This is a genomic window from Pantoea sp. X-Soil-OKNW-556 (assembly GCF_059730695.1).
This window is the reverse complement of sequence record NZ_AP035991.1, coordinates 159,074-183,738: the sequence shown is the minus strand read 5'-3', so window position 1 is coordinate 183,738 and position 24,665 is coordinate 159,074. Positions and strand designations below refer to the sequence as shown.

Annotated in this window: 20 protein-coding genes; 8 read left to right on the top strand and 12 right to left on the bottom strand. The window is 56.7% G+C overall.

Translation table 11 applies throughout. From position 1 onward, the window contains the following. Nucleotides 1-183: 183 nt before the first annotated feature. The 3 genes from treZ to glgX all read left to right on the top strand — a co-directional run bounded on the left by treZ (nt 184) and on the right by glgX (nt 6,561). Nucleotides 184-1,965, top strand: coding sequence for a malto-oligosyltrehalose trehalohydrolase (gene treZ, locus AC6I8T_RS21515; RefSeq protein WP_497834372.1), 1,782 nt, complete (start codon nt 184-186; stop codon nt 1,963-1,965). Further along, nucleotides 1,962-4,379 (top strand): malto-oligosyltrehalose synthase, encoded by a 2,418-nt coding sequence (gene treY, locus AC6I8T_RS21510; RefSeq protein WP_497834371.1) that lies wholly within the window; start codon nt 1,962-1,964, stop codon nt 4,377-4,379. The genes treZ and treY overlap by 4 nt, the downstream gene beginning before the upstream one ends. 100 nt (nt 4,380-4,479) lie before the next feature. After that, nucleotides 4,480-6,561 carry a glycogen debranching protein GlgX gene (gene glgX / locus AC6I8T_RS21505; RefSeq protein WP_208725851.1) on the top strand — a complete coding sequence of 694 codons (2,082 nt, stop codon included), beginning with the start codon at nt 4,480-4,482 and terminating at the stop codon, nt 6,559-6,561. On the opposite strand, the gene AC6I8T_RS21500 is transcribed toward glgX, so the two are convergent. Then, nucleotides 6,548-7,456: a LysR family transcriptional regulator gene (locus AC6I8T_RS21500; RefSeq protein WP_208725853.1), complete on the bottom strand. Its 909-nt coding sequence runs from the start codon at nt 7,454-7,456 to the stop codon at nt 6,548-6,550. The two genes, glgX and AC6I8T_RS21500, sit on opposite strands and share 14 nt — an antisense overlap. Nucleotides 7,457-7,588: 132 nt before the next feature. Here AC6I8T_RS21500 and AC6I8T_RS21495 point away from each other — a divergent pair, with 132 nt between their 5' ends. Beyond that, nucleotides 7,589-8,338 (top strand): SDR family NAD(P)-dependent oxidoreductase, encoded by a 750-nt coding sequence (locus AC6I8T_RS21495; protein WP_208725856.1) that lies wholly within the window; start codon nt 7,589-7,591, stop codon nt 8,336-8,338. Between the two features lie 6 nt (nt 8,339-8,344). On the opposite strand, the gene AC6I8T_RS21490 is transcribed toward AC6I8T_RS21495, so the two are convergent. Both AC6I8T_RS21490 and AC6I8T_RS21485 read right to left on the bottom strand, forming a co-directional pair. After that, entirely contained in the window at nt 8,345-9,070 is a 726-nt protein-coding gene (locus tag AC6I8T_RS21490; protein WP_208726614.1) for an SDR family NAD(P)-dependent oxidoreductase, read from the bottom strand. A gap of 18 nt (nt 9,071-9,088) precedes the next feature. Further along, a complete protein-coding gene (locus tag AC6I8T_RS21485) occupies nt 9,089-9,628 on the bottom strand; it encodes a 2,4'-dihydroxyacetophenone dioxygenase family protein (RefSeq protein ID WP_208725858.1) in 540 nt (179 codons plus the stop codon). A 280-nt stretch (nt 9,629-9,908) separates the two neighbouring features. On the opposite strand from AC6I8T_RS21485, the gene AC6I8T_RS21480 reads away from it, so the two are divergent. Together AC6I8T_RS21480 and AC6I8T_RS21475 are read left to right on the top strand one after the other, a co-directional pair. Beyond that, nucleotides 9,909-11,231: an MFS transporter gene (locus AC6I8T_RS21480; RefSeq protein WP_497834370.1), complete on the top strand. Its 1,323-nt coding sequence runs from the start codon at nt 9,909-9,911 to the stop codon at nt 11,229-11,231. Between the two features lie 102 nt (nt 11,232-11,333). Then, nucleotides 11,334-11,786, top strand: a complete 453-nt coding sequence (locus tag AC6I8T_RS21475) for an SgcJ/EcaC family oxidoreductase (protein WP_497834369.1) — start codon at nt 11,334-11,336, stop codon at nt 11,784-11,786. 6 nt (nt 11,787-11,792) lie between these two features. Here the strand turns inward: AC6I8T_RS21475 and AC6I8T_RS21470 are convergent, their stop codons facing one another. The 5 genes from AC6I8T_RS21470 to AC6I8T_RS21450 all read right to left on the bottom strand — a co-directional run bounded on the left by AC6I8T_RS21470 (nt 11,793) and on the right by AC6I8T_RS21450 (nt 17,380). Beyond that, nucleotides 11,793-12,959: an alpha-hydroxy acid oxidase gene (locus tag AC6I8T_RS21470; RefSeq protein WP_497834368.1), complete on the bottom strand. Its 1,167-nt coding sequence runs from the start codon at nt 12,957-12,959 to the stop codon at nt 11,793-11,795. A 128-nt stretch (nt 12,960-13,087) separates the two neighbouring features. Then, nucleotides 13,088-13,849 carry an iron efflux ABC transporter permease subunit FetB gene (gene fetB / locus AC6I8T_RS21465; RefSeq protein WP_208725868.1) on the bottom strand — a complete coding sequence of 254 codons (762 nt, stop codon included), beginning with the start codon at nt 13,847-13,849 and terminating at the stop codon, nt 13,088-13,090. Then, nucleotides 13,836-14,501 carry an iron efflux ABC transporter ATP-binding subunit FetA gene (fetA, locus tag AC6I8T_RS21460; protein WP_208725870.1) on the bottom strand — a complete coding sequence of 222 codons (666 nt, stop codon included), beginning with the start codon at nt 14,499-14,501 and terminating at the stop codon, nt 13,836-13,838. The genes fetB and fetA overlap by 14 nt, the downstream gene beginning before the upstream one ends. A 98-nt stretch (nt 14,502-14,599) precedes the next feature. Next, on the bottom strand, nt 14,600-16,246 hold the full coding sequence (gene arnT / locus AC6I8T_RS21455; protein ID WP_497834367.1) for a lipid IV(A) 4-amino-4-deoxy-L-arabinosyltransferase: 1,647 nt from the start codon (nt 16,244-16,246) through the stop codon (nt 14,600-14,602). Between the two features lie 141 nt (nt 16,247-16,387). Then, nucleotides 16,388-17,380 carry an FUSC family protein gene (locus AC6I8T_RS21450; protein WP_208725872.1) on the bottom strand — a complete coding sequence of 331 codons (993 nt, stop codon included), beginning with the start codon at nt 17,378-17,380 and terminating at the stop codon, nt 16,388-16,390. A 294-nt stretch (nt 17,381-17,674) separates the two neighbouring features. Here AC6I8T_RS21450 and AC6I8T_RS21445 point away from each other — a divergent pair, with 294 nt between their 5' ends. Then, nucleotides 17,675-19,054: a glycoside-pentoside-hexuronide (GPH):cation symporter gene (locus AC6I8T_RS21445; RefSeq protein WP_208725873.1), complete on the top strand. Its 1,380-nt coding sequence runs from the start codon at nt 17,675-17,677 to the stop codon at nt 19,052-19,054. Continuing rightward, nucleotides 19,051-21,087 (top strand): glycoside hydrolase family 31 protein, encoded by a 2,037-nt coding sequence (locus tag AC6I8T_RS21440; RefSeq protein WP_497834366.1) that lies wholly within the window; start codon nt 19,051-19,053, stop codon nt 21,085-21,087. Before AC6I8T_RS21445 ends, AC6I8T_RS21440 begins: the two co-directional genes overlap by 4 nt. A gap of 56 nt (nt 21,088-21,143) precedes the next feature. On the opposite strand, the gene AC6I8T_RS21435 is transcribed toward AC6I8T_RS21440, so the two are convergent. Genes AC6I8T_RS21435 through galB form a run of 4 tightly spaced genes read right to left on the bottom strand, consistent with a single transcriptional unit; the run spans nt 21,144 to nt 24,565 of the window. Continuing rightward, entirely contained in the window at nt 21,144-22,028 is an 885-nt protein-coding gene (locus tag AC6I8T_RS21435) for an NAD(P)-dependent oxidoreductase (RefSeq protein WP_497834365.1), read from the bottom strand. Beyond that, a complete protein-coding gene (locus AC6I8T_RS21430) occupies nt 22,021-23,112 on the bottom strand; it encodes a 4-oxalomesaconate tautomerase (RefSeq protein WP_208725876.1) in 1,092 nt (363 codons plus the stop codon). The genes AC6I8T_RS21435 and AC6I8T_RS21430 overlap by 8 nt, the downstream gene beginning before the upstream one ends. A gap of 2 nt (nt 23,113-23,114) precedes the next feature. Then, a complete protein-coding gene (locus AC6I8T_RS21425) occupies nt 23,115-23,831 on the bottom strand; it encodes a 4-carboxy-4-hydroxy-2-oxoadipate aldolase/oxaloacetate decarboxylase (protein ID WP_208725877.1) in 717 nt (238 codons plus the stop codon). Further along, complete coding sequence (gene galB / locus AC6I8T_RS21420; RefSeq protein WP_497834364.1) at nt 23,828-24,565, bottom strand: 4-oxalmesaconate hydratase; 738 nt, start codon at nt 24,563-24,565, stop codon at nt 23,828-23,830. Before galB ends, AC6I8T_RS21425 begins: the two co-directional genes overlap by 4 nt. Between the last annotated feature and the right edge of the window lie 100 nt (nt 24,566-24,665).

Here is a 24,665-nt window from a genome sequence, read left to right as displayed (position 1 = left end):
CCGTGCAGAATTGCGTATCTGCCTGCGATAAATCGCGCCGTTACGGAAAACATGCCACCGTAGTCTATGCTTGTTTCTCACAGGCTAATCCCTGACCACCCCGAAATTTATAGCTCGCATTACCGTATTAGAAACTGCGCGACGTCGTTGACAGCTCACTTCTGGAACCAGCGAGGCGATAAAATGGAGTCCAATACCTTTAACAAAAGTTGGGGTGCTGAGTATGCACCTGACGGCAGCGTGCGCTTTCGCCTCTGGGCCTCCGGCCAGCGCAGCGTCACACTGCGTCTGGCGGGCGATGATCATGTGATGGAAGCCAGTGGCAACGGCTGGTTTACATGGCAGGAGAGCCATGTGACGCCAGGCACGCCTTATCAGTATCTGTTGGCCGATGGCACGCTGGTGCCCGATCCCGCCTCACGCGCGCAACAATCCGATGTGAATGGCCCCTCGCTGGTGATTGATCCCAACCACTATCCCTGGCAGCACCCTGACTGGACCGGACGCCGCTGGGAAGAGAGTGTTTTCTACGAGCTGCATATCGGCACTTTTACACCGCAGGGCACGTTTCAGGCGGCGATTGAAAAGCTGCCGCACCTGGCGGAACTGGGCATCACCATGATTGAGCTGCTGCCGGTTGCGCAGTTTGGCGGTAACCGTGGCTGGGGTTATGACGGCGTGCTGCTCTATGCCCCCCATTCGGCCTACGGCACGCCCGATGAGCTGCGGGCGCTGGTGGATGCCGCGCACGGGTTGGGTATCTCAGTGGTACTGGATATCGTGCTTAACCACTTTGGCCCGGAAGGCAATTATCTGCCGCTGTTATCACCGGATTTTTTCCACCAGCAACGGATGACGCCCTGGGGGGCCGCAATCGCCTATGATGTCGCGCCGGCACGTCACTACATTGTCGAAGCGCCCTTGTACTGGCTGAAAGAATTCCGCTTTGATGGCCTGCGCTTTGACGCCATCGACCAGATCAAAGACCCATCCGGGCAACACGTATTGCTGGAAATCGCTGAGCGTATTCGTCAGGAGATCAGCGACCGGCAGATTCATCTCACCACCGAAGACAGTCGCAACGTTATTTTTCTGCATCCACGCGACCCGGACGGCAGCGCGCCACTGTTTACCGGCGAGTGGAATGATGACTTCCATAACGCGATTCATGTCCTCGCCACCGGTGAAACCCATGCGTACTACACCGATTTTGCCGACCAGCCGGAAAAACTGCTGGCCCGCATCCTGACGCAGGGCTTTGCTTATCAGGGCGAAGTTTCGCCCCACAGCGGCAAGCCACGCGGAGTGGACAGTTCCGGGCAACCGCCGGTGGCTTTTGTCGATTTTATTCAAAACCACGACCAGGTCGGCAACCGCGCCCAGGGTGACAGGCTGCTTACCCTCGCCGGAAAGGCTCGCACTCAGGTATTGTTTGCCACCTTGCTGCTCGCACCACATATTCCATTGCTGTTTATGGGTGAGGAGTATGGCGAGACGCACCCTTTTCTGTTCTTCACCGATTTCCACGGTGATCTGGCAAAAGCCGTACGCGAGGGGCGTGCCCGCGAGTTTACCGGCCATGCCGGACATGAGGCTGACAGCGTGCCGGACCCAAATGCCCGCAACACCTTTGTGAGGTCGAAGCTCGACTGGTCGAAAACCAGCGGCAGCGAGGGACAAGCGTGGCTGGCGTTGACCCGGCAACTGCTGGCGTTGCGTCAGCAACATATCGTGCCATTACTGAATCACACGCCCAAGGGCCGGGTTATCACCATCGCGCCAGGTTTGGTTGCAGTCAGTTGGCATTTTCCCGCAGGGACCCTGTCGCTGGCGCTGAATATCGGCGAGCAAGCACAGCCGCTGCCAGCGCTGCCCGGTACTACCCTGTTTAGCTCGACTCCGGTGACCGCTTCGTTGCCACCCAATTCGGTGATCGTACGGCTGGCGCTGGAGGATCAACCATGACCATTCCAACCGCAACTTACCGCATTCAGTTTCGTGACGGCATGACGTTTGATCGTGCCGCCAGGCTGGTGCCTTATCTGAAAAAGTTGGGCGTGAGCCATCTGTATGCCTCCCCCATTTTCACCGCTACCACCCATTCCACCCACGGTTATGATGTTACGCGGGCCACGCAAATTGACCCGGCATTAGGTGGACGGGCGGGTTTTGATCGCCTGGTGCAGGCACTGCAAAACGCCGGTCTGGGGCTGATCCTCGATATCGTGCCCAATCATATGGCGGCTTCGCTGGAAAATCCGTGGTGGCGTGATGTTATCGCGCACGGCGAGCACAGCCGCTACGCGCATTTCTTTGATATTGACTGGTCGCGCCCGCTGACGCTGCCGTTTCTCGGCACACCTTTTTCCGAAGCGTTGGAAAAGGGAGAAATCAGCGTCAAAGCCGATCCCCTCACCGGTCTGCCCGCTTTCGCGTATTACGACAATGTTTACCCACTGACACTGGATAGCTGGCAGGGGCTAAATCTTCAGGACAAGGTGGACCTTACCGCGCTGCACGAACGCCAGCCCTATCGGCTGATGAGCTGGACCGATGCACCGCGCGATCTTTCGTATCGGCGTTTTTTCGAAATCACCGGGCTGGTCGGCGTGCGGGTCGAAGACCCGGAAGTATTTGACGCAACCCATCAGCTGATTCTCGAACTGGTGCACAGCGGTGCGGTCAACGGGTTACGTATCGATCATATTGATGGTCTGGCCGACCCCAAAGGTTATCTGACACGACTGCGTCAGCAGGTCGGCCCGGCGTGCTATATCACGGTGGAGAAAATTCTGGCAGGCGATGAAGCGCTGGCCGCAGACTGGCCGGTATCTGGCACCACCGGTTATGAATTTATCGCCGCCCTCGCCGATGCGCTGGTCGCCGGCCCTGGCATTCAGGCGCTGCGCCACGCTTACAACGCGGTAACCGGCAAGTCACTGAATATGGACGCTGAATTACGGGCGGCGAAAGCGCTGATGGTTGATCGCAATTTCGCAGGCGAATTTACCCGGCTGCTGGCACTGGCGCAGCAACTGGTCGCCACTGACTCACTGGAGAACGATCTACGTGAATTGCTGCTGGCCTTCCCGGTATATCGCACCTATGCCACCGCTGCGGGGTTACCTGCGACTGATGACCTGCTGCTGCAAAAAATTGTGGCGCAAATCGGGGCGGATACCCCGCTAACCCGGCTTTTTCGCGGTACGGCGCCAGATGACGCTACCGCGCTGTTTCGCACCCGCTTTCAGCAACTTAGCGGCCCGCTGATGGCAAAATCGGTAGAGGACACCCTTTTCTTCCGTCAAAGCGTGGCGCTGGCGTTGAATGAAGTGGGTGCAGAGCCACTGGCAGGTGACTTCTCGCCAACCCGTTTCCACCGCGCAATGCAGGCACGACAGCAACAACAACCCGCCGGACTTTCCAGCACCTCCACCCATGATACCAAGCGCGGCGAAGATGCCCGCGCCCGTTTGTATGCCCTCAGCGAAGCGCCAGAGCGCTGGGCAGCCGCGGTGGCGCGCTGGCGACAGCTGCATCAGCCATTCGTCCGGCAGTTGCGCGATGGCCCGGCCCCGGAACCGGCGGTGGAGTGGCTGCTGTATCAGGCGCTGGCAGGGGTGTGGCCGGTAACGCTGAAACCCGATGACGCGCCAGCATTACAGGCGCTGGAAACACGTTTTATTGATTTTGTCGAAAAAGCCCTGCGCGAAGCGAAACTGCGCACCGACTGGGCGGAGGACAATCAACACTATGAACAGACGGTGCTGGCCTACGCCCATCAGTTACTGTCGCCCGACAACCCGGACTTTTTGCAGGATTTCACCACCACGCTCCAACCGTTTATTCATGCCGGGCTGGCAAACAGCCTGAGTCAGACGCTGATCAAGCTGGTCGCGCCAGGCGTGCCGGATATCTATCAGGGGAGCGAAGCACTGAATTTTAGTCTGGTCGATCCCGACAACCGTCAGCCACCCGATTTTGCCCGGCTACAACAGATGCTGGCTGAGTCGCCGCCCTACAGCTGGCTCAATGGCCAGATAAAACAACAGGCGATCGCCGCGTTACTGTCTGTGCGCCAGCAACATGCGCCGTTGTTTGACACCGGTGCTTATCTGCCGCTGGCAACCTCACGGGACGATGTGATTGCCTTTGCGCGCACCGACGGAGACGCAGCGCTGTTGGTGGTGGTGCCGCGTCTGCCGTTCACGGCGTTTCAGGGGCAGTTGCCGCATCCGCTGCCGCGGGCACCGATTGATCTGCCCGCATCGCTGACTGCACGCCGCTACCGTGACGTGCTGCAAGGCGGCGAAATTGACGTGGGCGATACGTTGATCAGCGCTGAGCCTTACCTGGTTTTATTTAGCAGCTCACAATAACTGCGCGATAAATCGCGCCGCTACCGGATTCATACGACTCGTAGCGGCGAGATTTATCGCGCATATCGAAATCAGGTGTTTATTTACAGGAGAGGGAACCATGTCACACACCAAACCTGGCGTTATTACCGCCGGTTACAGCTATCCGCTGGGGGCCAATTTCGATGGTGATGGGGTGAACTTTGCCCTGTTCTCCGCGCACGCTGAGCGCGTCGAACTCTGCCTGTACGATGACAGTGGACAGCATGAAATCGCCAGATTTGACCTGCCGGAGTACACCCATGAAGTCTGGCATGGTTATATTCCTGGCCTGCAACCTGGCGCGCTATATGGTTATCGCGTACACGGTCCGTTTGATCCGGAAAATGGTCACCGTTTTAACCCGCATAAGCTGCTGCTGGACCCCTACGCCCGTGATCTTTCCGGTGATATCGCCTGGAACGAGGCGCATTTCGCCTATGATTTACATCACGACGGCGAAGACAAGGATCTGACGTTTGATACCCACGACAGCGCCGCCTTTACACCAAAATGTCGGGTTATCGATCCCAACGAATTCGACTGGCACGACCAAAACCGCCCCGTTATCCCCTGGTCGCAGGCCATCATCTATGAAACCCATGTCAAAGGCTTCACCCAGCTTAACCCGGCCATTCCTGAAGCGCTGCGTGGCACCTATGACGGCATGTCGCATCGCGCGTCGGTGAATTATCTCAAAAGCCTGGGCATCACCTCGGTCGAGTTATTGCCGGTGCACTGGTTTCCCGACGACCAGCATCTGCTGGATAAGGGACTGAAAAACTTCTGGGGTTACAACACGCTGAACTTCTTTTCCCCTGCGGCGCGCTATTTTGGCCCACGCGGTATCCAGGGGTTTCGCGATATGGTACGCGCGCTACACGATGCCGGTATCGAGGTGATTCTTGATGTGGTGTATAACCACACGGCGGAGGGCAACGAACTGGGACCGACCCTGTCGTTTAAAGGCATCGACAACTACTCCTATTACCGCACCCTGGCGGATCAGCATCGTTACTACGTTAACGACACCGGCACCGGTAATACCGTCAACACCTCACACCCACGAGTGTTGCAGATGATTATGGATTCCCTGCGCTATTGGGCTGAATCGATGCATATCGATGGTTTTCGCTTCGATCTTGGCACCATTCTGGGACGTGAACCCGGAGGGTTCGACCCACGCGGCGGCTTTTTTGATGCCATGACCCAGGACCCGGTGTTAGGGAAACTGAAACTGATCGGTGAACCCTGGGATATCGGCCCTGGCGGTTATCAGGTTGGCGCATTTCCACCTGGCTGGGCGGAGTGGAACGACAAATATCGTGACACGGTACGTGAATACTGGAAAGGCGACAATGTCTCCAGCGATTTTGCCGCGCGTCTGCTCGGATCCGGCGATTTGTATGATCAACGTGGTCGCCGCCCGTGGGCCAGCATCAATTTTATCACCGCCCATGACGGCTTTACCCTGAATGACCTGGTGTCGTACAACGAAAAACACAATGAGGCCAACGGCGAAGAGAACAACGACGGTCACAACGACAATCGTTCGTATAATTACGGCGCAGAAGGCCCAACCGACGACGAACACATCAATGCGGTGCGTGAACGCCAGAAGCGCAATTTTCTCGCTACCCTGCTGTTTTCCCACGGTACCCCCATGATGCTGGCCGGTGACGAGTTTGGCCGCAGCCAGATGGGCAACAATAACGGTTACTGCCAGGACAGCGAAATCTCGTGGGTTCACTGGGAAAACCTGCCCGCCAGCGCCGACGCGCTGCGCGAATTTACTCGCCAGCTTATTCGGTTGCGCGCCAGTCAGCCGCTGCTGCATCGCGAGAACTGGCGCGACGGCATGGTGATTGAATGGTTCAACGCCGGTGGCGGCCTGCAACAGTCGGAGCACTGGGAAGAAGGCACGACCCTCGGCATGTATATTGGCCGTCCCGACCTGCAAACCGTTGAGGGTATCTGGCATGACGTGTTGATGCTGTTTAACCCATTTGAAGGCAACGTGCCGTTCCGTATCCCACAGTTTGGTGAAGGAGGCTGGGTGCTGGAACTGAGTACCAGCGACAATTATCAACCCGGATTAGTGATCACCAAAGAGAAAGATTTCGAGCTGGAAGGCCGCAGCCTCGCGCTGTTCAGACGCCCCTGAGACGTTGTGGAAACACCGCAATCAGCCAGTCAATAAACACCCGCAACCGCTGCGTCACATGGCGGTTTTGCGGGTAAACCACATGAAACGGATAGGCGGCCGGTCGCCAGGGTTTGAGGATCTCCACCAGCGCCCCTCGTTGCTGCGCTTCCGCAGTGGCATAGGTAAAGGTCTGGATTATCCCCAGCCCGGCCAATGCCGCCGCCAGATGTGCGTTGCTCTCGTTGACACCGATACGGTGCTCGCTCTTGATCTCGGTTCTCTCCCCCTCACGCATAAAGCGAAACGGAAACGGACGCCCACTTTGTGGTGACAGGTAGCTGATCAACCGGTGGCCGTTTTTTAACTCATCCGGGTAAGCTGGCACGCCAAAAGCTTTCAGATAGCCGGGTGTGGCGCAGGTAATCATGGTGGCATTGCCGATATGGCGGGCGATCAACGATGAATCGCTCAGCGGCCCACCGCGAATCACGCAATCGACGTTGTCGCTGATCAAATCCACTGCGCGATCCGACACCCCCAGATCAATGCGGATATCAGGATAACGCGCGAGAAAATCGGGGAGCGCCGGAATCAGCACATCGCGGGCGGTTGAGCCGCCAACATCAATGCGCAGATGTCCACGCAAACGGCTGCTGACCACGTTAAACGACGCATCGATATCCTCCAGGTCGCGCACGATACGCAGCGCTTTTTCGTAGTAATCGCGCCCTTCCGCCGTCACCGTGACGCGGCGCGTGGTGCGTTGCAGCAAGCGAATCCCCAGATGCGCCTCCAGCTCCTGCACCAGCTTGCTCAAGGTAGCATTCGGCATATCGAGTGAATCCGCCGCGCGGGTAAAATTCCCCGCTTCCACCACGCGGGCAAACGCCCTGATCGCCAGCAGTTGATCCATTGCGCCCTCAGTTATTATCCATGTATGTGAATAGTCCTTTTCATTTTACACGATTTATCACTAAACGCGGCAAGGTTACATTGCGTCCATGCACTACACGACACGTTAAATCATCAATCTGGAGAGACAAACATGAACGCATCACTGAAAGGTAAAATTGCATTGGTTACCGGTGGCACCAGCGGTATCGGTCTGGCGTCAGCACAAGTCCTGGCAGCACGCGGCGCGCAGGTGTTTATTACCGGACGCCGTCAGGCAGAACTCGATGCCGCCGTCGCCAGCATTGGCGCAGCCGCTACCGGCATTCGCGCTGATGCGTCGGTCCTGAGCGATCTCGACGCCGTATATGCTCAAATCGCCCAACAGGCTGGCCGCCTTGATATCCTGTTCGCCAACGCCGGTGGCGGCGATATGTTGCCGCTCGGCAGCATCACCGAAGAACATTTTGACCGTATCTTTGGCACCAACGTACGTGGCGTATTATTCACCGTACAAAAAGCGCTGCCGTTGCTGAGTGACAAGGCGTCGGTAATTCTTACCGCCTCCACCACCTCGGTGAAAGGCACCGCCGGATTCAGCGTCTACAGTGCCAGCAAAGCCGCAGTGCGTAACTTTGCCCGCTCATGGGCGCTGGATGTGAAAGAACGCGGCATCCGCATCAACGTGGTCAGCCCTGGTCCGATTCGTACCCCAGGGTTAGGTGAACTGGTTAGCGAAGAGCAGCGTCAGGGTTTGTTTGATGCGCTGGCCGCGCAGGTGCCGCTGGGCCGTCTCGGTGAGCCGGAAGAGATTGGTAAGGTAGTGGCGTTTCTGGCCTCCGACGATTCCAGCTTTATTAACGCCACCGAACTGTTTGTTGATGGTGGTATGGCGCAGATTTAGTTGTCATTACGCGGTTAAATACCCGCCATCCACCGGTAAAATAATCCCGGTAATAAACGACGCCGCCGGACTGCACAGGAAGGTCACCGCCTGTGCCACATCGTCCGGCTGGCCCCAACGTTTCAGCGGCGTGCGTGACAGAATCGGTTGCGCACGTTGCGGATCATCCTGCAACGCCTGGGTTAATGGTGTTGCAATCCACCCCGGCGCAACGGCATTAACGCGGATTCCCTCCTCCGCCCAGGCAATCGCCAGTGACTTGGTGAGCTGCATAATCCCGCCCTTGCTGGCGCTGTACCCCGGAACCAAACCGCCACCAAAAAAACTCAGCATCGACGCAGTATTAACGATACACCCCTGGCTTTGCGCCAACTTTTCACGCGCGGCACGACAACAGCGCATTGTTCCGCTGAGGTTAATATCAATCACTTTTTCAAACACCTCCACCTCATGTTCCCTGCCCCGGCTGATAATTCCGGCGCAGTTCACCAACAGGTCGAGTTGCGGTAACGCGCCGAACACATCCATGATCGCCTGGTTATCACGCACATCCAGTTCCTGAATGCGAACCCGTTCGCTGGCGGCTAACTGATGCTGCTCGCTGCCGACACCCGCCGCGATCACCTCCGCACCGAGGCTGGCAAGCTGGCTGACAATACCGGCGCCGATGCCACTGGTGCCCCCCGTGACCAGCGCGGTTTTCCCGGCAAACAATGTCGGGTGAAAAGTCATCATGCGGGTTCTCCCTGTCTAACGAATAAATTGATCGACAAAATCGCTACCCAATCCGACCGCGTCGTAGTGCTCACGGCACATCGCGATTTTAGTGAACACATCCTCGAACCCAATATGCTCTCCCCAGGGATCGACGTAATACATACAGCCATGTACCTGGAACAGGGTGATCATCTCTTCCACGTCCGGGTCAACCACCAACGTATGCGTCTCGCCTGGCGGTTCGAAGACGTAACCGCCTTCTACCGCTTCCCAGTCATGTTCGAGATAGCGCCAGCGTCCTTTCAGCACAAAAGCATGAACCGGGGCAGGATGACGGTGACGACTCAGCACCCCGGACTTGCGTACTTTCAGCAAGTTCATCCAGTAACCGGCAGACCGGTTGAGGCATAGCGGGCGAAACCAGACGTTTTCTGCCTGGGGCACCCAGATACGGTCGTCCAGTGGTACCGCGTTCGGGATGACCAGGTCCGGCACCATTTCGGCGGGCTGGCTGAACTGATAAGGCATACGACGCAGGGTTTCTGCGTCCGGTGAGGTGTCATTACGCTTCATCGCTGACTCCGTTTTATTAACAATTAAGTTACATAGATTTAGTCGCTGATAACGGCTGTTGGCAACAGGCCACAGGTTGAAATGTGGACACCATCACGAAAATCTGACATGTTATAATTAAGTATAACATCAGCGTATCCTCCTGAGTACAGGAGCGCCATAGCGCGCAAATTCCGCCATTTGTGATCGATATCTAAACAATAAACTCTGCCTCTTGCCGCTTTCACCTGACCCATGACTATTATTCTGACATGTCAGTTAACAACAACAGGATATCGCTATGTCATCGCATCAGGTTGTGGGCAGGAAACGTTGGTTTGTTGCTTTTGTGTTACTTTTGGGCGGTTTTATCAACTATCTCGATCGCGCCAGCCTGGCGGTGGCCGCGCCATCGATGATGGCTGACCTGCATCTCACCAACACCGACATTGGGTTAATGGGGTCGGTGTTTTCCCTGTTTTTTGCCTTTAGCCAGTTTCCGGCTGGCTGGCTGGCGGATCGCTTTGGTCCCCGTAAGGTGTATGCTTCGGCAGCCTCCTTGTGGGGACTGTCGACTATGATCACCGGGTTATGCACCAGCCTACCGGCGCTGCTGGGCGCCCGTGCCTTGCTGGGGATGACCGAAGCCCCCGGCTGGCCGACCTCCGCCAAAATCACCTCGATTTGGTTTCCGCGCAAAGAACGGGCGCTGGCAAGTTCCATCTGGGATGCTTCCTCACGGTGGGGACTGGCATTCGCCCCACCGCTGCTGGTGTTGATGAGCCTGCATTTTGGTTGGGGAGCGCTGTTTTATCTGGCGGGTAGCCTTGGGGTAATTTTTGGCCTGTTCTTCTTCTGTCTCTATCGCCATCCGGAGCAACATCAGGGGCTTGGTGATGCGGAGAAGCAGTACATTGTCGCTGGTGGGGGTGGCAGCGTCTCCAACATCCCCCGCGGCAAACGCGTGAAATGGCGTGAGTTGTTCCGCTATCAATCGATGTGGGGAATGATGCTTGGCTGGTTTTGCTACATTTGGCTGTTCAATATCTTTGTCACCTTTCTGCCCCTGTATCTGATGAAAACCCAGCATCTCTCCCTGAGCAGCATGGGGGTGTACGCCAGCATTCCTTATCTCGCCGGTATTGTGGGTGCCGCGCTGGGCGGCTATGCGGTGAAATGGCTGATCGATCAGCGCAAAGTGGCCGAACCACTCAAGGCGAAAAAAGTGGTGATTATGGTCGCGGCCTTAATCAGCGGCGCAACCACCGTTGCCGTGCCTTTTTGTGATTCGCTGATCGGCGCACTCAGCATGATGACAGTGGCGATGTTTTTCCTCTCCGCCGTCTCCTGTACCTGCTGGGCGATCCCTGGCGATGTCGCGACCAATGATATTGTCGGTTCCGTATGCGGCATCCAGAACTTCGGCGGCTTCTTTGCCGGCGCGCTTTCACCGTTGGTCACTGGCTATATTGCCGATGTCACCGGTTCTTACGCGCTGGCCTTTATCAGCGGGGGCGTCATCGCGGCCCTGACCGGGTTGTGTTACTGGCTGCTGGTACGTAAACCGATTGAACATCGCGATGCGCCTGTCGCCCGTGACACCGTGCCGGTCAGCAATCTTTGAAAAATGCGTTAATGGCCGTGGCGGTAGCCAAATCTTATTTGTCAGGTGGGTAATTCTTGCTATCCATGAAGGCGAGGAAATCACTTAACGAAAGGGAATCAGATGAAAAAATCACTTACCGCCGTTGCTGCATTGCTGATGGTTTCAGGTTCTGCGCTTGCTGCCACCCCGGCCAGTTGCGTGAAGGTGGACCAGCAGCAAATCGAAGCTTTATTTGATAAATGGAATGCAGCGTTAAAAACGGGCAACGCGAAGCAGGTTTCCGACCTGTATCTGGAGGACGCGGTGCTACTGCCGACGGTATCAAACCGGGTGCGTCTGACTGAAGGGGAGCGTATTGATTACTTTGCGCATTTTATGGCCAATAAGCCGAGCGGCAAGATTGATAGCCGTACCATTCGCATCGGTTGTAACAAAGCGGTTGATACCGGCACCTATACCTTCACTTATGCCGACAAGCCTGCGGTTTCCGCCCGTTATACCTTTACTTATGCCTGGACGGGTAGCGAATGGAAAATATCCACCCACCACTCGTCCGCCATGCCGGAGGGATAACCCCGATCAATTGTGCCAGTTCTGCTGGCTTACGCCATTAATATCATGCACCAGGCCAGGATGCAGATCCCTGGGGGAACTGCATCCCAACTGCGCCAGGGTGCGATCTATTTCGGCAATCATCGATTGCAGCGTGGCATTCACCAGCGCTTCACCTCCCGCCGCCACGGCATACAGCAGTGGCCGCCCGAGCAACACCGCATTGGCACCCAGCGCCAGCGCTTTCACCACATCAGTCCCCCGCCGAAAACCGCTGTCGATAAGGATGGAGAAATCTGGTCCCACCGCTGCGCGAATGGCTGCCAACACCTGCATCGGGCTGAAGGTGCCGTCCAGCTGACGGCCACCGTGATTGGACAATACAATGCCGTCGAACCCCAGTTGTCGGGCAATCAGCGCATCCTGTTCGGTCATAATGCCTTTGATATACAACGGCCCCGACCATAACTCGCGCACCCAGCGCAGGGTTTCCCAATTGAGGGTGGGATCCATCTGTTGGGCAAAATAGGTGGCAGCGTTCAGACCACGTTGATATTCCGCAGGAAGATAGGGTTTGAGATTACCAAACCCCGGCATTCCGGCCGGACGTAACGTGCGCCATACCCAACCCGGATGGCTGGCGACATCGGCCAGGGCTTTGACGGAGAGTTTAAGTGGTCGCCGGTAGTGTGATTTATCGCGCTCACGGTTACCGAAATGTACCGCATCCACGGACACCACCAGCGCGGAACATCCCGCTGTCTGGGCACGTTCAATCAGACTCGCAGTGACCTGGCGGTCTTTCAACACATACAACTGGAACCAGCGTGGTCCCTGACTCACCGCAGCGCTCTCTTCCAGCGAGGCAGTGGACACCGTGCTCTGGATATATCCGATCCCATTTTGTGCTGCGGCGCGCGCCAGCATTAAATCGGCCTGGTAACGCAACATGCCATTGTAGCCGGTTGGTGCCACCAGTAACGGTGCCGCCATTGAGTCATTGGCGAGTGACGTTTGCAGACTGCGCCTGCTGGCATCCTTCAATACCGCCGGTTTAAACATCCAACGGGCGAAGACCTCACGATTATGGCGCAGCGTTTGCTCGTCATCGGCACCACCATCAACATAATCAAAGGCAAATCCCGGCAGCGCACGCTGCGCTGCCCGGCGTAAATTTTCCCAGTTAATCACCATATTGGCGAGTTAATCCCTGTTGGTTAGGTGGTTGAGACAGAGTAGATGGGGGGATGGGTGTTGTCGATAGTTTCTGGTGTCGTGCATCCTTTGCTGCGGCGCAATAAATCGCGCCGCTAACCATCGGTTCAGAATCTGAGCTGCGCCCTGTCATTATAAAAGCGTCGATAGGCCAGGTAGACCGCGATGATGGTAGAAAGACTGGCGGTGCCAATTAACATAAAGGTCACCATAATCTGGTACTTGATGGCTTTAACCGGATCGATCCCGGCAAAGATTAAACCGGACATCATGCCGGGTAAACTCACCAGTCCTACCGTTTTTGCCGCATCCACCGTCGGGATCATCGCGGCGCGAATGCTCTCGCGGATAAGCGATGCGGAAGCCAGTTTTACCGAGGCACCAAGGCTCAACATCTCCAGAATTTTTTGCCGGTTGTCAGCGAAACGCTGGTTCAGGTTGCTGTAACATAAGCCCACCGCCACCATAGCATTACCGGCAATCATCCCGGAAATAGGGATCACCTGCATTGGCATAAATTCAATGGCGCCGCTCAGCACCAGAATCACCAACGTCAGCGCCGTGCCGCTGGTGATGGCGACAAAAGAAATCACAAAGGCATGATCAATATTACGGCTGCGTTTGCGCGCGTTCGCCGCCGCATTGACGCAGATAAATAACACCATCAACACCGTTAACCCGTCATTATTGACGTCAAAAATCGATTTCAATACATAACCGACGACCACCAGTTGCACAATGGCGCGGCACACACTCCAGATAATGTCTTTACTCAGCCCCAGCTTCTCTTTCTGGCTAATCAGCACCGCAATCAGCACCAGGACCAGCGCCATAACCAGTGATGAGTTGGTGATATTATGCTGACTCATGGTCGTTCCTCTCTGGTGCGTGCAGTTTCAGCACCCGTGATGCCTGGTGGATTTCCTCAACGTCATGGCTAATCCAGATCACCGCCACCCCCTTGTCAGTCACCATCTCGCTGATCAGTCGATGGATCAGTGCTTTATTGTCTTCATCGAGGGCGCTGGTGACTTCATCCAGCAGCAACACCTGCGGCAGAAACTGCAAATTACGCAGCAAACCCACCCGCTGTTTTTCACCACCAGAGAGTTGATCGATTTTTTTATCCAGCGTGTCAGCGGGCAAATTGACTTTTGCCAGGTCGTTAATGAACGCGTCACGGTTGGGTTTCTGTTGCCGAATCTGCCACGGCAGCGCCAGATTGTCATAAACGGTACTGCCGAACAGCACCGGCGTCTGGAAGCAGTACGACACCTGTTGCCGATACGTTTCGGCTTTCAGTTGCGTGATATCCTGGTTTTGCAAGCGTATCTGCCCGCTGCTGGGGGCGAGCAGCGATGCAATTATCTTCAGCAACGTGCTTTTCCCACTGCCTGAAGGACCGGTCAGCAGTAAAAAATCACCGGGGTTGAGTTGCAGTGAAACGGGCGCCAGTAACTCGCGACCTTCCTGTGAAAACGTAACGCCTTGCACATCCAGCAAGGGAAAATCGTTGGCCATCGTTATCCATCCCTAACAATCTACATTTGCAATGACGGGCTACCGGTCACTGACCAGACAGCCCTGCGCATATTACCAGAAAGGTGATGAGGATAAGCTTAAGGTGCGGCGTCATATTGCAGGAATACCAGACGCCCCTCGCGATAGACCCGTTGAGCCAGGGGCAAATCGTCGGGCATATCGCCACCTCGCTCTAACAACAGCACCAAAGATACCGGGCCGCGTAATTGATGTGAGGCAAGCCACTGACGGAAATCCGCCCTGGAGACAAAACGCGACTGAGAATCGGGATATGCCAGCCCGTAAAGCAGCTCATTTTTCTTCGCGTAGAAATGGATATCGTTGCGCTGTAAATGCCAGGCGATGGCGGAAGCAATGCCGGGATCGTTACTCAAAATATAACGGCTGACCGCGAGTTTTTCGGCTATTTTGCTGACAAACACCTCGGGTTGGTTAGCATTCTGCACACTTTCGGGAATCGCTTTGCCTACGCACAGCGCCAGCGCCAGCGGGCAAAGCGCCGCCAGTTGCCAGCGTTTAAGACTGGCGAAACCGGCCACTGCCCAGCCCGCAAACGCAACGAGCGCCAGGGTTAGCGTCAACATCTCATGCGATTTAAACAGCGACTGCCCCCCTATTCCCCAGGGAGCCAGCACCACCACCAGGGCAAACAGTCCGAGGCAACCAAACAGGATATTGATCCAGGCGTTCAGGCGCAGAATCCGGCTCGCCCTGCTGGCAAGGGTGTGACCGTGATGCGCCATCAGAATCGCCAGTGGCGCAAAACAAGGCAGGATATAGGTGAGCAACTTGCCTTTCGCAATACTGAAAAACAGCAACGGCAACAGGATCCAGCACAACAAATAGAGGCCACCTGGCAGCGTTTTTCTTTGCTTCCAACCACTGCGCAGTGCACCGGGCAGCAGGGCCAGCCACGGCAGCGACCCGGCGATAACAACAGGCAGGTAGAACCAAAACGGTGCCTGATGTTGCGCGTTGGATTGTGCAAAGCGCTGGATATGCTCCACCCAGAAGAAGTAGTGCCAGTAATCAGGTTGCTGATGATGAATAGCCAACGCCCAGGGTGCACAGAGCAGCGCGGCACTGACAATCGCCACCGGGCCGAATATCAGCAATTCGCGCCAACGATGATGCCAGACAGCCCAGGGAACGATAGCCAGTACCGGCACCGCCAGCGCCAGAAAGCCTTTGGTCATAAAGCCCATGCCACAGGCCAGGCCCAACAGCACGTAACCCAGCAGCCGCTGTCTGTGATTCACCGCCCCGGCAGCAAACCAGTAGCTGCACATCGCGGCCACTAACCATAACGACAGCATTGGATCGAGCACCGCATAGGTGCCAATACCGTATACCAACAATAAGGTGAGGAAGATAAGGCCCGCGGTCAGCGCCACCGCACGCTGAGCATAAATGCGCCCTGCCAGCCAGTAAACCAACAAGGCGCTGAGTAACGTGGCAACCACCGAACCAATGCGCACACCAAAACGGCTATGACCAAACAACCACTGCCCAATGTTATTAAACCAATATCCGGCAATGGGCTTTTCGAAATAGCGAATGTCGAAAAAGTAAGGGGTAATCCAGTTGCCACGTTGCAGCATTTCCCGACTGATCTCGGCATAGCGCGTTTCATCAGGTTGCCAGAGGTGGCGAAATTCGAGCGGAATAACGTAATAAAGGAGCAGCAAAATAAAAAGCAAACACGATTTGGTGGTAACGGTCATGCACATTTCCCTGTGAGTCATTCACATCGCACTGGTCTTCCCGGCCAGTGCCTGTATCCATATCGGGAATAAGACCCTGGTTTTGTCGTTCGGTTTCACTGACAGAATATAAAAATGCCAGCACAAACAATGAAGCCTGGATTATGAGGAAGTATCGACGGTTGGCGCCATGCTTAATCTGAAAACCACAATCGCCACCACCACACCAATCAGGGTGTCGAGCGCTCTGGCAGCGAACAGAGAACTCACTTCGCTAAAATCCCGGCCCCCGGCCGCAATCGTCAATGCATTGGCGGTGATAAACACCGTGGCGGCGGCGTATTGCAGCACCACCCCTATCTCGATAGCGAACTGCAACACGCCAACCGTCAACGCGATCCATAACCCTTGAGGATTGAGCGTCAGAATGCTCCACGCCAGCACCAGTCCAACCAGCGTACCCAAAAGCCGGTTAAAGGCACGCCGGGAGGTTCCCGGTAAACCATCCGGCTGGTTAAGCACCACCACCACCGCCGCCATTCCCCAGTACGCATGTTCCAGCCCGAGGATGATGCCGATCGACCCGGCCACCAGCGTGCCAAAGGCGACCCGTGCCGCGGTACGTCTGGCGTTTTCTTTGATTACCTTATCCGCAGCCGGGCTGTTGTCGGCTTCGGCCCGTTCTAACAGGCAACCCAGCATATGCGCCAGCCACGAGATTGCACCACCACACAGCACCCACAAGCCACTCAACCCGGGATCGACGCTACTGTCTGGCATGCCAGTGCCGCTGGCACAGGCCAGAGCAAACATATAGGCACCCGGCGGGCCAATCTGTTGTCGGTTGCAGATCAAGGTCGCAAGAGAGGCAATACCGGTCACGGTCACCACACCGAGCCACGGATAAGGCGCGACGAGAATCCCCAGGGTGACGATAACCGCCAACGCCACCGCAATGATCGCCAGCAGACGCGCGCGTCTGCCCCAGGGGAGGCCATCGCCGTACAACGCCGTAAATCCCCCGATGGTCGCCAGCAGGCCCGCCTGAAGATGTCCGGCGTAATAACCCAGCACCACTGGCAAACCGCAGCATAGCCCCGCGCGCAATGCGAAAGGCAGACGGTGCCGCAGAGCGGCTGAAAGTGGCTTGCTCATCGTTTTCTCCGCGATAGCGTGTTAGCACTCCATTTGTAGCGGCGCGCTTTATCGCGCCACAACGGTCTGAGCTAAACGATAATACCGGACGATCAATTCTAACCCGTTGATTAATGGTAGCCCGTTGCACTTTGCCTGCCATGTTAATTTTTTGTTGTTATTCTTGTTACCCGTATCACATAAAGTAAAAAACATAAAACCTGAAACAGATCCCGCAATTGTCTCATCCCGGCCCGCTTCCTATAACTAACCGTCGATTGACCCTTAGCGATATAAAGACAGGCGGGACTCTTTATGCAAACAAGCTTAACGATAAAAGAAAAAATCAGTTACGGACTGGGCGATATGGCCAGCCATATCGCGATTGATAACGTCATTATTTTTCTCACGTTTTATTACACCGATGTGGTGGGGCTTCCGGCGGTGTTTGTTGGCACGCTGTTTTTACTGGCGCGTGTCGCCGATGCGGTGATCGATCCCGCTATGGGCATGGTGGCGGATCGCACCCGTTCACGTTGGGGACGATTTCGTCCGTGGCTGCTGATGCTGGCGGTGCCGTTTGGTGTGAGCTGCATGTTGATTTACGCCGTGCCGGAAAGCCTGTCGCTGACGGGAAAAATGATTTACGCCGCGGCGACCTACAGCCTGATGATGTTGATGTATACCGCCATCAATATTCCTTATTGCTCGATGGGGGCGATTATCACCACCGACGACACCCAACGTATCTCATTACAATCGTGGCGCTTTTTCCTCGCCACTCTCGGCGGCGCGATGTCCACCTTTTTGATGATCCCGTTAGCCACCTGGCTCGGCGGTGGTAACAAACTGGAGGGCTATTTCGCCGCCATGTCGATTATGGCAACGCTGGCAACCCTGATGTTTTTTATCTGCTTTCTGAATACCCGTGAGCGCGTCAACGCGCCCGCCAGCCACGGCCACTTTCTTGCTGACCTGCGTGATTTGTTACGTAACGATCAGTGGCGCATTGTGGCGCTGCTGGTGTTCTGCAACATCTCATTCGGCGTCGTGCGTCTCGGTGCCATGATGTACTACGTCACCTATTTTCTCGGTAACGCCAGCCTGTTTATGTGGCTACTGGCGGCACACATTGTCGGCAAAAGCGTTGGTAGCGTGCTGGCAAAACTGTTGACGCGCAACGTAAGCAAAATCACCGCCTTTACCCTCAGCGCCATCGTCACCGGCGTGTTAAGCATCAGCATCGTGTTTCTGCCCGGCAACCTTGTGCTGCTGGTGGGCATGACCTTTATCGTCTCCAGTTTCTATCAGGTCACTACCACGCTGATGTGGGTAATGATGTCGGATGTGGTTGATTACGGTGAATATCGTCAGGGCAAGCGCCTCGACGGCACCGTGTTCTCGACGCTGCTGGCGGTGTTGAAAATGGGGATGGCAATCAGCGGGGCGATCGTCGGCTGGACTCTCGGCCTGAGCGGTTATGTTGCCCAGGCCGCACATCAGCAACCCAGCGCAATGATGGCCATCGTCGCGCTATTTTCAGTCATCCCTGGCGTGCTGGCACTGTTCAGCGCGCTGGCGATGCGCGGTTACAAACTTAACGACGCCACCATGCGAACCATCAATCAAAACAAACTGGCAGCACAGCCCGCCACAACCGGCCCTACCGTGCTGCAACCACAGGAGTTGTCATGAGCGAATTACGCGCCGAATCCCAGCGTATTATCTGGACCTTTGACCGTCAGACCCTGGTTATCGAACCCTGGGGGGCAAATAGCCTGCGGGTACGAGCGACCTGCCAGGCGGCACTGACTGACAACGACTGGGCCTTGTTAGCGCCAACGCCTTGCGAGCCAGACATCCAGCGCGAGCCTGAATCGCTACGTATTCGTAACGGCAATATCACCGCCGTGGTCAATATTCGTGGTCAGTTGGCCTTTTACAACCAGCACGGTGAACTGTTGCTGGAAGAGTTCTGGCGTCAACGCAGCACCGTCGGCATAGGTGCGACCGAAAAGAGCCAGGACAAGTACATCAGCGCATTGAAACTGGACGCCCGCACCTTCCGCCCGATTCCCGGCGGGAAGTATCAGCTCAGCGTGCGCTTTGAAGCGCGGCCAGAAGAGAAAATCTACGGCATGGGCCAGTACCAGCAGGATTGTCTGGATCTGAAAGGGTGTACGCTGGAACTGGCACAGCGCAATTCGCAGGCCAGCGTGCCGTTTATGGTTTCCAGCCTTGGCTATGGCTTGCTGTGGCACAATCCGGCGATCGGTGAAGTGACCTTCGGCAAGAACGGCACGCGCTGGCAGGCCGAGGTGACGGACCAGATGGATTACTGGATCACCGCAGGCGATACCCCGGCGGATATCGTGCGCCAGTATGGCCGTGCCACCGGCACCGCACCCATGATGCCGGGCTTTGCTACCGGTTTCTGGCAATGCAAGCTGCGCTATCGTACCCAGCAGGAAGTGCTGGAGGTGGCGCGTGAGTATCGCCGCCGTCAATTGCCCCTTTCGGTCATCGTTATCGACTTTTTCCATTGGCCGAATCAGGGAACCTGGTGTTTTGATGCCCGTGACTGGCCCGATCCACGGGCGATGGTAGCAGAACTGAAGGCAATGGGGATTGAAACTATGGTTTCGGTCTGGCCTACGGTGGACAGCCGCAGTGAAAATTATCGTCTGATGAAATCCAAAGGCCTGTTGGTAAACAGCGAGCGCGGCGTCTCGGTGAACCTGGATTTTATGGGCAACACCACCTTCTTTGATGCTACCCATCCCGCCGCCCGCGAGTTTGTCTGGCAGGAAGTGAAGCAAAACTATTACGATCACGGGATTCGCAGTTTCTGGCTGGATGAGGCTGAGCCGGAATACCGCGCCTACGATTTTGATAACTATCGCTATCATCTCGGTCCGGTACAGGAAGTGGGCAATATCTATCCGCAACTGTTTGCGCGTGGTTTTTATGAGGGGTTGCAACAGCAGGGGGAAAGCGAAATCGTCAACCTGGTGCGCTGCGCCTGGGCAGGTAGCCAGCGTTACGGCGTACTCGCCTGGTCGGGTGATGTTCACTCCTCCTTCCACGCGCTGCGCAATCAGTTCACTGCCGGACTGAATATGGCGATGGCCGGTATTCCGTGGTGGACCACCGATATCGGCGGCTTCCAGGGCGGCAACATTCACGATCCAGCGTTTCACGAATTGCTGATTCGCTGGTTCCAGTGGGCGGTGTTCTGCCCGGTGATGCGGCTGCACGGCTACCGCGAACCGCAGATTGAACCAGCCGAAGCCTGGCGTGACGGCATTGCACAGTGCAACAGCGGCTCGCCCAATGAGGTGTGGAGTTACGGCGACGAGAATTTCGCCCTGATGAAAAGTTGCCTGCTGCAACGTGAACGGCTGCGCCCCTATATTGACGGGCTGATGCGCGAAGCCCATGAGCTGGGCGATCCGGTGATGCGCCCGCTGTTTTATCACTATCCTGAGCAAGCCGAGAGTTGGCAGGTGGAAGATCAGTATCTGCTGGGCCGCGATCTGTTGGTGGCCCCGGTGCTGCACGCTGGACAGCGCGAACGCGACCTCTGGTTACCGGCGGGCGATCAGTGGATTGCGCGCAATGGCGAGCGTTACCAGGGGGGACAGCGTATCACCGTTGCCGCCCCGCTCAGCGCCATCCCGGTGTTTTTACGCGTCGGCGGCAGCGCTGACGTGCTCGAAACCCCCTAGCGCAATAAATCGCGCCGCTACCGCCCGTAGCGGCGTGATTTATCACGCGTATTTTTTTACGGTTTTTCCGCCAGTTTCGTCAGCACCGCACGCCAGCTAAACGGCACCACATCCCGGTAACGCAGATGATGGGCGCTAAGCTGGGCCGGTAAATCGGCCTGCACATGACGGATAGCCTGACTGAGGGTGCCCGCCAGCCCGACATCCTGAAGCGTTTTCACCACTTCCTGCATCTCTTCGGCACGGCGCACGCCGTGTTCTGCCACCCGACTGATCAGATAATCTGGCAGCTCGGCCTGCCATCCCAGCGACGGGAAACTGGCATGCAGCGATTCCAGCACCGCGTCTTCCACGCCATAACGTTGCGCTGCGCCGAGGCACTCGGTGGTTAACGCTTCCAACCCTTTAATCATCACGCTGCGACACATCTTGATGGCAGAAACCGCACCGACCTCTTCGCTGGCGGCGCGCGCCTGACATCCGAGTTCACTCAACTGCGCGGCAATCTGCCTCGCCTGCGTGCCGCCGAGTAGCAGTGGCGTCGCGAGCCGTTTTGGCGGAACCGGGGCCATCACCGCCACATCGATATAACGCCCCGCCCCCTGAGCCACGGCACGCGCCGCCGCGCGTTTCGTCTCCGGTGCTACGGAGTTGAAATCCAACAGGGTTTGCCCCTCGCGTAACAGCGCGGCAGCCTGTTCGGCGACCGCAAACGCGTTACCGGCGGTCACCAGCGACAGCACCAGCTCCGCCCCTGTCAGCGCCAGCGCAAGGTTGCCCGCAGGCTGTACACCAACCTGTTCGGCCTGCGCCTTCAGCGCATCACCTTCCGCATTAAGAAACTTTTTGTCCCACACCTTCACCTGTGCGCCCAGGCTTGCCAGGTCCTGCGCATAGATCCGTCCGGCCTCACCAAAGCCGATAATCGCGATGTTAGTCATTGACCTTCCCCTGCCAGAGTGAACCCGGTACCGCTACCGCACCGATAAACAGCAGTCGGGCGGTGCGAATCAAACCGCTGCGGATAACGTTGCCGGCTTCATCACGCTGCAACATCACGCTGAATTCGCCACTCGGGTGTTCCACCGCCAGCCGTTGTTCACGGCCCGCCTCCAGCCGCGCAATGCCCTGCGCAACCGACCCCGGGATCAGACAAGCCGTTGCCACGCTCACTGCGCCCAGCACCCCGATGGAGGCGTGGCAACGATGCGGAATAAAGGTGCGCGTCGATACACAGCCACCGTGATTCGGTTCGGCTATCAGCGTCATTTTTGGCACGGTACGCGCAGCAACATCGCCCAGATTCATCCGCGGTCCGGCCTGTAGACGGATCGACTCCAGCCGCGCTTTGAGTTCGTCATCATTATCCAGTTGTTCACGGCTTTCACGCCCGGTACGCCCGAGATCGGCAGCACGTACCAGCACCACCGGCATACCGTTATCGATACAGGTCACGGCGACACCGGCAAAGTGATCCTGCGCCTGGCCGGTGGGCAGCAGTGCGCCACAACTCGAACCGGCGATATCGGTAAAATTCAGCACCTGTTGCGCCGCATAACCCGGAACGCCATCAATCTGAACATCGCCTTCATACTCCACCGCGCCATCCGGCGTGGAGAGTTGCGCTTCGGCGATCTGCCCGGTATTGACCATAAAAATGCGCACCCGCGTTAGCGCCCCCTGGACCGCTACCACGCCTTTCTCGATAGCAAACGGGGCCACCGCCGCCAGAATGTTGCCGCAGTTCTGCCCGTAATCAACCAGCGCTTTATCGACATTCACCTGGGCGAACAGGTAATCCACATCGGCATCTGCACGGGTTGACGGCGAAATGATCGCGACCTTGCTGGTCAGGGGATCGGCACCGCCGATCCCGTCAATCTGACGTGCATCAGGCGAGCCCATCACCGCCAGCAGCACCCGATCGCGCAACGCCGGGTCAGTTGGCAAATCCTGCGCCAGAAAACAGGCGGCTTTCGAGGTGCCGCCACGCATTAACACACAGGGGATCAGCGTCTGTTTCATAGTTAGCTATTCTTCAGTTCAGCCAGCGTTTCGACATAGCGCAGTCCCTTCGCCGCCAGTTTTTGTCGCATCTGATAGATATCCAGTCCCAGCTCACCTGCGGCAAGCCGCTGCCGTTTGCTCTCCTCCACCTCAATGCGCTGCGCCGCCGCCTGCGCAACGGTCGGAATGTCGGCACGGGGAACAATCACCACACCGTCATCGTCAGCCACCACTACATCGCCAGGATGGACTAACTGACCGGCACAGATCACCGGCACATTGACCGAACCCAGCGTCTCCTTGACTGTGCCCTGCGCGTAAACCGCGCGTGACCAGACCGGGAATGCCATTTCACGCAAGGTTTGGCTATCGCGGATGCCGATATCCCCCACCAGTGCGACCACGCCTCGCGCCTGCAACGAGGTCGCCAGCAGATCGCCAAAGAAGCCGTCATAGCAATCTGAGGTGGGAGCCACCAGCAACACGTCACCGGGCTGGCATTGTTCCACCGCAACGTGGAACATCCAGTTATCCCCCGGCGATACCAGCACCGTCACCGCGCTGCCCGCTATGGTGGTGCCCTGCTGCACCGGACGAATGCGCCTGTCCAGCAAGCCCTGACGCTGCTGCGCTTCATGTACCGTCGCCACGCCGAAGCGCGCGAATTGCGCGATCAACGCCGCATCGGCACGCTCGATATGCCGTACCACCACACCTTTCTGGTTGACATCACTCATGCCAGATCCTCCGTCACGCGCGGGAACAGGCTTTGATAACCCTCACCGTGGCTGAGTACGCGTGAGGAAGCGATACCGACATTACGTTTTGCCTGCACGCCACGTTGCAGCGCCACGCGGGTGTAGTACTCCCACAGATGCTCCTGACCGGCCATGCATTGAATCGCGGCGTATTTCTTTTCCCACACCGAGGTGATGTCCAGCAGCACGTCCGGTTTCCAGTGGCACTGCTCGGGCTGATGCGGTTCAAAACAGTAAACCGGCGGGGCGCCAATAATCGGTTCTCCCGGACGGTAACCCTCCGCCTGGGCAATGATGCGTGCTTCCTGGGTCAGATTGGCCGCCAGCGGGTGGTCATAGTTATAGGGATCAGCCACAGAATGGGTCAGGACAAAGTGCGGCTGAATCTTGCGGAACACATCAGCCAGACGGAAAAGCGTCTCTTTATCGGCACGCAGCGGGTAATCACCAAGATCAAAAAACTCAATCGAGGCACCGAGGATGTCTGCGGCTGACTGCGCTTCGCTGCGACGGTTCGCTTTGACGATCTCCTCCGTCATATTGCCTTTACGCCACAGTTTGGCGGATTCACCCCGTTCGCCAAACGAAAGACAAACCACATGGACGTCATAGCCACGTTCAGCGTGCAGCGCGATTGCGCCACCTGCGCGCCAGACGAAATCGGCGGAGTGAGCACTGACGACGAGGGCACTTTTTTTAGCGGTGTTTTCCATCTTGTATTCCTGCTGTTGCGTTTTTTTTCATCCTGACATGCAGCCATCCGCGCGAATAATGCCTTTCATTGCGCGAGCTATGATTTTTATTTATGTTGTG

Bases quoted from the DNA above. Each gene is read 5' to 3' on its own strand.
- galB (WP_497834364.1), bottom strand. From the start codon at position 24,565: ATGGAAAACACCGCTAAAAAAAGTGCCCTCGTCGTCAGTGCTCACTCC.
- AC6I8T_RS21490 (WP_208726614.1), bottom strand. From the start codon at position 9,070: ATGACTTTTCACCCGACATTGTTTGCCGGGAAAACCGCGCTGGTCACG.
- AC6I8T_RS21470 (WP_497834368.1), bottom strand. From the start codon at position 12,959: ATGGTGATTAACTGGGAAAATTTACGCCGGGCAGCGCAGCGTGCGCTG.
- AC6I8T_RS21440 (WP_497834366.1), top strand. From the start codon at position 19,051: ATGAGCGAATTACGCGCCGAATCCCAGCGTATTATCTGGACCTTTGAC.
- glgX (WP_208725851.1), top strand. From the start codon at position 4,480: ATGTCACACACCAAACCTGGCGTTATTACCGCCGGTTACAGCTATCCG.
- AC6I8T_RS21445 (WP_208725873.1), top strand. From the start codon at position 17,675: ATGCAAACAAGCTTAACGATAAAAGAAAAAATCAGTTACGGACTGGGC.
- AC6I8T_RS21500 (WP_208725853.1), bottom strand. From the start codon at position 7,456: ATGGATCAACTGCTGGCGATCAGGGCGTTTGCCCGCGTGGTGGAAGCG.
- AC6I8T_RS21495 (WP_208725856.1), top strand. From the start codon at position 7,589: ATGAACGCATCACTGAAAGGTAAAATTGCATTGGTTACCGGTGGCACC.
- AC6I8T_RS21450 (WP_208725872.1), bottom strand. From the start codon at position 17,380: ATGAGCAAGCCACTTTCAGCCGCTCTGCGGCACCGTCTGCCTTTCGCA.
- treY (WP_497834371.1), top strand. From the start codon at position 1,962: ATGACCATTCCAACCGCAACTTACCGCATTCAGTTTCGTGACGGCATG.
- arnT (WP_497834367.1), bottom strand. From the start codon at position 16,246: ATGACCGTTACCACCAAATCGTGTTTGCTTTTTATTTTGCTGCTCCTT.
- fetB (WP_208725868.1), bottom strand. From the start codon at position 13,849: ATGAGTCAGCATAATATCACCAACTCATCACTGGTTATGGCGCTGGTC.
- AC6I8T_RS21480 (WP_497834370.1), top strand. From the start codon at position 9,909: ATGTCATCGCATCAGGTTGTGGGCAGGAAACGTTGGTTTGTTGCTTTT.
- AC6I8T_RS21425 (WP_208725877.1), bottom strand. From the start codon at position 23,831: ATGAGTGATGTCAACCAGAAAGGTGTGGTGGTACGGCATATCGAGCGT.
- fetA (WP_208725870.1), bottom strand. From the start codon at position 14,501: ATGGCCAACGATTTTCCCTTGCTGGATGTGCAAGGCGTTACGTTTTCA.
- AC6I8T_RS21475 (WP_497834369.1), top strand. From the start codon at position 11,334: ATGAAAAAATCACTTACCGCCGTTGCTGCATTGCTGATGGTTTCAGGT.
- AC6I8T_RS21485 (WP_208725858.1), bottom strand. From the start codon at position 9,628: ATGAAGCGTAATGACACCTCACCGGACGCAGAAACCCTGCGTCGTATG.
- AC6I8T_RS21430 (WP_208725876.1), bottom strand. From the start codon at position 23,112: ATGAAACAGACGCTGATCCCCTGTGTGTTAATGCGTGGCGGCACCTCG.
- treZ (WP_497834372.1), top strand. From the start codon at position 184: ATGGAGTCCAATACCTTTAACAAAAGTTGGGGTGCTGAGTATGCACCT.
- AC6I8T_RS21435 (WP_497834365.1), bottom strand. From the start codon at position 22,028: ATGACTAACATCGCGATTATCGGCTTTGGTGAGGCCGGACGGATCTAT.